Origin of the sequence: Neobacillus cucumis, from assembly GCF_016908975.1 — a bacterium.
Classification (GTDB): Bacteria; Bacillota; Bacilli; order Bacillales; family Cytobacillaceae; genus Neobacillus; species Neobacillus cucumis.
Genome location: NZ_JAFBEX010000052.1, coordinates 1 through 7,174 on the forward strand (window position 1 = coordinate 1; position 7,174 = coordinate 7,174).

General features: G+C 36.8%; 8 protein-coding genes and 2 pseudogenes. 3 read left to right on the forward strand and 7 right to left on the reverse strand.

Annotation, left to right across the window (positions count from 1 at the left end; translation table 11 throughout):
- Window positions 1-153: 153 nt before the first annotated feature.
- From JOC76_RS29365 to JOC76_RS29375, 3 genes and pseudogenes are all read right to left on the reverse strand, one after another.
- A pseudogene (locus JOC76_RS29365) lies at window positions 154-777 on the reverse strand (TerD family protein); the annotation flags it as partial.
- Between the two features lie 76 nt (window positions 778-853).
- Window positions 854-1,624, reverse strand: a complete 771-nt coding sequence (locus tag JOC76_RS29370) for a TerC family protein (RefSeq protein ID WP_372442025.1) — start codon at window positions 1,622-1,624, stop codon at window positions 854-856.
- Window positions 1,625-1,699: 75 nt separating this feature from the next.
- Entirely contained in the window at window positions 1,700-2,278 is a 579-nt protein-coding gene (locus JOC76_RS29375) for a TerD family protein (protein ID WP_205182310.1), read from the reverse strand.
- Between the two features lie 569 nt (window positions 2,279-2,847).
- Between JOC76_RS29375 and JOC76_RS29380 the strand changes: the two are divergent.
- Window positions 2,848-3,005, forward strand: a pseudogene (locus tag JOC76_RS29380) (IS3 family transposase); the annotation flags it as partial.
- A 95-nt stretch (window positions 3,006-3,100) separates the two neighbouring features.
- On the opposite strand, the gene JOC76_RS29385 reads toward JOC76_RS29380, so the two are convergent.
- Both JOC76_RS29385 and JOC76_RS29390 read right to left on the reverse strand, forming a co-directional pair.
- Complete coding sequence (locus JOC76_RS29385) at window positions 3,101-4,321, reverse strand: ATP-binding protein (RefSeq protein WP_205182312.1); 1,221 nt, start codon at window positions 4,319-4,321, stop codon at window positions 3,101-3,103.
- Between the two features lie 244 nt (window positions 4,322-4,565).
- Window positions 4,566-5,759, reverse strand: a complete 1,194-nt coding sequence (locus JOC76_RS29390) for an N-acetylmuramoyl-L-alanine amidase family protein (RefSeq protein WP_205182313.1) — start codon at window positions 5,757-5,759, stop codon at window positions 4,566-4,568.
- Window positions 5,760-6,017: 258 nt separating this feature from the next.
- Here JOC76_RS29390 and JOC76_RS29395 point away from each other — a divergent pair, with 258 nt between their 5' ends.
- Window positions 6,018-6,194 carry a DUF2187 family protein gene (locus JOC76_RS29395; protein WP_205182314.1) on the forward strand — a complete coding sequence of 59 codons (177 nt, stop codon included), beginning with the start codon at window positions 6,018-6,020 and terminating at the stop codon, window positions 6,192-6,194.
- A gap of 63 nt (window positions 6,195-6,257) precedes the next feature.
- On the opposite strand, the gene JOC76_RS29400 is transcribed toward JOC76_RS29395, so the two are convergent.
- Window positions 6,258-6,431: a hypothetical protein gene (locus JOC76_RS29400; protein ID WP_205182315.1), complete on the reverse strand. Its 174-nt coding sequence runs from the start codon at window positions 6,429-6,431 to the stop codon at window positions 6,258-6,260.
- A gap of 317 nt (window positions 6,432-6,748) precedes the next feature.
- Here JOC76_RS29400 and JOC76_RS29405 point away from each other — a divergent pair, with 317 nt between their 5' ends.
- Window positions 6,749-6,934 carry a hypothetical protein gene (locus tag JOC76_RS29405; protein WP_205182316.1) on the forward strand — a complete coding sequence of 62 codons (186 nt, stop codon included), beginning with the start codon at window positions 6,749-6,751 and terminating at the stop codon, window positions 6,932-6,934.
- Between the two features lie 57 nt (window positions 6,935-6,991).
- Here JOC76_RS29405 and JOC76_RS29410 read toward each other — a convergent pair.
- The coding region (locus JOC76_RS29410; RefSeq protein ID WP_205182317.1) for a hypothetical protein at window positions 6,992-7,174 on the reverse strand (183 nt) is incomplete at its 5' end.

Consider the following 7,174-nt stretch of genomic DNA (forward strand, 5'->3'; position numbering starts at 1 on the left):
CACTCGCACTACCTGTCAGCTTTACATTTCCGCCACAACGGCATGTTAGGGACTTACACCCTTTAGAGCGAAGCGCTGCCAAGCGCACAAAAGAACCTTGTTACTATTAGCAAGGTTCCTTTTAGTAAGGCTTTTGGTGTTACTATAAGAGGCTTATTTTCTTCCCGCTACCCAATTCATCCCCCAACCATAAGCACGATCCATTTCTTGATGGCCGTTGAAGTATTCTACTAAGCGCTGTACTTTAAAGGTTTCATTCTTGACATTTTCAATCATCGCAATCGCACACATAATTTGTCCGTTGCGGTGTTCGTTTAATCTCACTTCAATATCCGCACCATTTGGATATTTTAGGGTTACGACACCATCTGCCTCTGACCAGTTGGCCACTCCTTCGTAAATGAAAGAATATACTAATACACGCTTGATATCCGAGATTTTATTTCCGTTGATACGCAAGTTTTCACCGCCAGATACAGCACCGGTTCGGTCATCTCCGTCAAGCACCATGAAAGGGGCAGACTGGTAAGAACCAAAGGTATTACCTAATGCTTGAACACAACCCTTTTGCCCATTTCTTAATTCATATAAACATCCTAAATCTAAGTCAACTCCATTAGAACCGCCGCCAAACAAAGAAGAAAAAAATCCTCCTGAGCTTCTTGTTTTTTGGTTCCAGTTTAAGTTAACTAAAATTTCTCCAATGGATTGTTTGTCGCTTTTTGTAAGATTGATGGATTGACCTTTTTTTGTTAATTCAATTTTACTTAAATTGACCATCATATTCCCTCCTATATTCCAAATATCCCCACTACCCTTTTATAAAGGCAGCAGCCCTTTTGATACTTATTTATTATTCCTTTGACGCAGCAACTTCTGATTTTGCTGCTTTTGATTTGTTGATCGCATGAATAACAAAAGTAGCTAAAAATGCCACGATTAAAATAGCAAAGAACGCCATATGCGGTAATTCATAGCCGAATACACTAACAAACATCTTAACAGCAATGATTCCTATTAAAACAAATGCAGTATTTTCCAATTCTGGTACTCTCTCAATTAATGCTAGGAATAAACTTGCAACTGTACGCATCATTAAAATACCTATTATTCCACCCAAAAACAGCACCCAAACCTCGTTGGATACCGCAAAGGCAGCTAAAATACTATCTACTGAAAAAGCTAGATCCATGAGCTCCACAGAAACAACTGTTGCCCAGAACATGCCTAAAATTCGAACTGTCCAACTTCCCTTAAACTCCTGACCATCATCCTCTTCCTCTTCCCCGCTACGGAAATGCTTGAATACAATCCAGCCAAGATAAAGAGCGCCCAGCACCTTAATAAACCAGAATTTCACTAAATATACACCGATGCCTATAAAGATAAAACGGAAGAAATATGCGCCGAACATACCATACATCAAGGCTTTCTTGCGCTTTTCCTTCGGAAGGTGTTTTACCAAAACAGCTAAAACCAAAGCATTATCAGCTGATAATAATCCTTCAAGCACGACAAGTGAGCCAACTAACCCCCAAGCAACAGGATCAGATAAAACCTTCCCCCACATGTCTAGGTCAAAAAATAACCCGTACGTATGTAAAACTTGTTGAATAATTTCCAAGATAATTCCTCCGAGATAATATTAGGAGAGAGGGATCCATTCCCTCTCTAATGAGATAAAAAATAAAAGGATTTGTTATACACTTAATCCATATGAATGAACAAGTGATGCTAGCCCTCCCTGATAACCTGCACCAACTGCATTAAATTTCCAATCGTTTCCGTGTCTATAGATTTCGCAAAATACAACAGCTGTTTCAACGCTAAAATCTTCACCAAGGTCATAGCGTAATACTTCCATACCTGTATCCTCATTTACAAGTCTTACAAAGGCATTTGCAATTTGACCAAAGTTTTGACGGCGAGCCTCTGCATCATGAATCGTTACCGTAATCGCAATCTTCTGAACATCATGAGGAACTTTAGCTAAGTCAATTTTGATTTGTTCATCATCGCCGTCTCCCTCACCTGTACGGTTATCCCCGGTATGACTGACAGAACGATCTGTACTTTGAAGGTTGTTGTAGAAAATAAAATCTAATTCTGTACGGCACTTACCAGCTGCGTTCAACAAGAAAGCAGATGCATCCAAGTCATAATCCGCACCACCGTCATACTGCTTTACGTCCCAACCAAGTCCAACAATAATCTTTGTAAGTGTTGGATCATTTTTTGTTAAATCAATCCTTTGACCTTTGCTTAACTGAATTGCCATGTTTTATCCTGCTCCTTTTACCTGTGTATAAGTTATTTTTACAAAGCATTATCTGATGTTAGAAAAAGGCTTAGGTTAGTTACTTCAAGACCGAAGTCCTTGCAAAGTGCTGCATGACCACTTTGCTAACCGGAACCAAGACCATTTATAAGTTAATCGCTATTTTATCGCCCCTTTTCTAGCAAATTTAATACTAAAGTAAATTTTTTTGAGAGAACTAAACAAGCCAAAAAATAAGAATACAGTTATGTAGATGGTGTTTCAGACCAAATAATAACTGTCATTATAATTCCAGTATTATAAAAGTTTTGCGGAATATTATCTCAGCTTGTTAATTTTAACCAACATTATGTAAAAAAAGAAAATCTAGTTCTATTTTACCTATAATACATCCCAAACGTAAACCAGTTTTTTACAAAAAAAGTGTCCACTTTTGTATTTTCTTGCCAAAACTAAAGCATTCGACACAAAAAATTCCATTTTATTGTGACAAATGATTTTTTATAATTCATAGCTAAATCTAACCTTTTACCCATAAAGAGAATCAAGGGGACGGTTCTCATGATTCCTTTAGCATTATGAAATCAAAATTTCTTTATCTAAAAGAATTTGAATGTGTGGACACTTTAAACAAGAACTAGAAAAACACATAAAATACTATACTCACAAAAATTTAAAAGGCATGAGCCCGGTACAATACCAATCTCATGCCCAACAAGCTGCATAATAAAATAATATGTCTAACTTTACGGGGTCACTCCAGATGAAACACTCTTTTTCAAATGTCCTATCAATAGGTAATATTAATATTTGCAGCCCTCCTTACTTCCCCATATATGCAGCTGGAAACCGAATCGTAACCGTTGTTCCCTTACCTTTTTCACTTTCAAAGTGGATGGTTCCTTTATACTTGGTTGCAATATTAAAGCAAATCATCATCCCTAGACCCGTTCCCTTACTTTTTAACGAATAAAATGGAGTACCCAGAGAATCGATTTCTTCCTTTGACATCCCTTGTCCACAATCCACTACTTTTATTTCAACCAAACCCTTTTTACACTCAGCGGTAAGGACAACAGAATCACCATCTTTTGATGCTTCAATGGCGTTTTTAATAAAATTAATTAAAAGCTGTTTAAATTCAATGGTATTCGCAGCAATATAACAATCCTCAACGATAGTTAGTACAATCTTATTATCATGCAAGTGGCCATAAGTGTTGAGTAGATCCGTTACACTTTGAAGAACAAACGTTACATTGACAAGTTCCGTTTCAGTGTCTTTGTCGGGCTTGGCAATAGATAAATATTGAGAAATGACCTGTTCTGCCGTGTTTAATTCATTAATCATTAACGAGAAATGCCGCTTACTATCTTCATTAAATGTATCATCTTTCTCATATATCTGTAAGAAGCCTTTAACAACTGTTAATGGATTTCTAATTTCATGTGCCACAGCAGCGGCCATCTGTCCAGTTGTTCTCAGCCGTTCTGAATGTTTAATTTGCTCATAGTAGAGCTTCTGTTTCTTCAACCGTTTATATGATATGTAAAAAATAAAATAAAGAATGGCTTGGCTTCCTAAAAAATTAATAATATTGCCGATTAAGTCTTCTCTTATATAAGGATAAAGATCCCCTCGATCCACTATAGCAATATAGCTAAAAAGACTTATGATTAATAAAGTATTTAATAGTAAGGAAAGATAAAAAAGTTTTGTATCAAAAAATAAAATGGAAATGGCAGGAATAAAGCATAAAAAGATAAAATTAGACCAGGTATTCGGATATAAAAAGAAGATGGTATAAAAGTAAGTAGATGCTACGATGATCATAATGATTCTAAGAAAATGTGACTTATATAAAGGGTATATTAATAAGCAAATAGATAAAAGGAAAACTAAAGCAGCATGCGTAATATAGCCTAGTCCAAGATGATGAAGAAGTGGATTACCGGCAAACAGCCCCAGTAGCATAAGTACAATCACCATTAACACTGTGCCGTAATATAACATTTGATTAATTTGATTCTCTTTGTTCTTCATACATATCCCTTCTGCTAAAAACCCAAGCTTATTTTATATCAAACTACCTATATTCTACCATATAGAATAGGGACGGTTCTCATGATTCCACTAAAAAAGAAGCAAAAGAACCGTCCCCGTGATTCCTCCAAAAAAGAAGCAAAAGAACCGTCCCCGTGATTCCTCCAAAAAAGAAGCAAAAGAACCGTCCCCGTGATTCCTCCAAAAAAGAAGCAAAAGAACCGTCCCCGTGATTCCTCCTTTATTACTTCGAAAAATAATCGAGTAATCCAAGGTAGACTCCTTGAGCAACTTCTTCACGGTAAGCAGAACTTTCGACAATAGGATCATCTTGTTTACTTGAAAGGAACCCTAGTTCAATCAATGTACTTGGTCGCAAGTTGTTTCGCAATACACTCAAATTATCAAATCTCATTCCAAGATTATTTAATTTTGTTATTTTGATTACCTCATTTAAAATATCCGAGGCTAAATCGCTATCCTTAGATTTATTATAATAAAAATCAGTAATCCCATGTACAGATGGGTCATTTGAACAATTGTAATGAAAACTTATAAACGCATCTGCATGGTTTTGATTTGCGATCGCCGCCCGTTGTTCTAAGGGAATAAAGGTATCGTCGGACCGGGTCATAATAACATTAGCCCCCGCTTTTTCAAGTTTTTGTTCCACAATTTTAGCCGTTTCTAAGGTCAACGTTTTTTCATGAGTTCCAACATAGCTAGTTGCCCCATTATCTTTCCCGCCGTGTCCTGGATCCAGCACAATTGTTTTCCCCTTAAATGGTTCCTGACCATTTTGCACATTCTTTGTATTTTGGGCTGTTTTGTCTATGCTTTGATTGGCGGAAGATTCAGTTGATTTCGGTAAACTCTTTTTATCTGTTGTAACGCTAGTGGTCTTCTGTGATGGTGAACTTGAAATAGCCGGTTGGTTGCCAGATTTGTCTTTAGTGATGTAGTCTTCATTCACCCACCCGCTAACACCAGAAGGAGCTACCATTTTGGCCCATCCATCGTGTTCCATTTGGATGGTTATTTTTGTTCCGAATTTCAAATAATCTACAGCACTACTAAATAGACTTGGTTTTGCTCGGACATTTAAAGAGGGTGCTTCTACTGTTGCTTCTATATTTTCTGTTGGAGTTAGGTAGGCATTGCTAACCCACCCAGTTTGGTTACTTGATAGTTTAATTTGATCCCAATTATTCCTTTTCTGGATGACCTCAAATGTATCTCCTAGATGAACATGGTTAATAATGCTGCTCGAAATATCTGCAGCTTCCCGCACATTGAGACTAGATGCAGTTACCGTGACTTGGGAAGAAGACGTATGTGCATAAGTTGCATTTTGACTTTGAAGGAAAGGTACTATAGCAACACTAATGATCGCCAACACCTTAATTAGGCTCTTATTTTTTATTTTAGTTGTTATCATATTAGTAACCTCCATCAGTTTTAAACTTCAAAACTAGTATGGACAGGTTACTATAAAAATATAATCCACTTTAAAATTTCTCTATATTCTTCCTCATTCGTCATGCTATTTTTGACCTTTCCAAAGTTTTTCCAAAAAACTTTGGAAGATACTCTCACAATCTCTATGACATCACGCCTTATTCTATGTAAGATACCAATTAATAGAAACTTATTTAAAAATCCACTTTTTAGGGATTAATGTAAGGAGAGGATCAAGATGTATTTGAGAAAAGCAATAATAGGAGACAATATTGTTTCGGTTCATGGGATTAAAGGTAAAGTGGAAAAGGTCGGAGAGAACTCAGTCGTAGTTGAAATCCTCGAAAATTTCTCAGGTCGACAATTTGAAAATAACAGGACAGTTGTTTCACATAAAAAATATGTGGTTCTTTAAAGCAAAGGGAATCAGGGGGACGGTTCTCCTGATTCCGAATCATGAGAACCGTCCCCTTGATTCCTAGGACTGTAATTCTAGCGAATGTGGATAGCGCAGTTGTACAGGCATTCCTTCTGGGATTTCGGGTTTTACCACAACCGTATGGCAGTTTTTTTGGTTTTCTTCAATTTGTACCGCGATTTGTTCTACATTTCTCCCATCATAATATGGTGGGTATTGTTGATTTAATTTCATGTCATTTCTCCCCCTATGTAAAATAATCTGGTTCCCCATCGATCATACTTTGGATTCCCACTTTAATGGTAATCATTAGCAGGACTACTATATTAATAATAAAGTCGTAGTACTAAAGTTGTAAACCAATGGTTTTCGACAATATTTTTAGGTCTTTAGGTACCTATATTGACTATGGCTTATTCCCCGAAATTCGATAATACCTCCATTACAAAATCCCCCAACTCATTCTCACCAAATATAATGTTACAAATCTGACATATTCGTAATATCGATGTCATATATTTTATCAATCACCTAGAAAGGAGGAAAACCAAATGGATAATCGGATTTTCTTGTTTTTAGCTACAATTTTATCGGGTTTTGCACTTATAAAGGTTCCGTTAGCTGATTCATTTCTTGAAGGCGTTTCACCAGTAACAAATATCATTGGTATTCTTGTTGTAATAGTTTTCTCACTCGTTTTAGTTTATAAAGGCGTAAAAGGTCTATTCCAAAAGTGAAGCACGGGGACGGTTCTAGTGATTCGAATCACTAGAACCGTCCCCATTTATTCCTCTCTATAAAAAAGAAGCATGAGAACCGTCCCCATTTATTCCTCTCCATAAAAAAGGAGCATGAGAACCGTCCCCATTTATTCCTCTCCATAAAATAGAGTAGGCGCATGAAGTATTCATGCGCCTCTCACAGATCCGTACATGCGGGTCATCGCATACGGCTCCTCCATGCTTATCCCCGTTGGG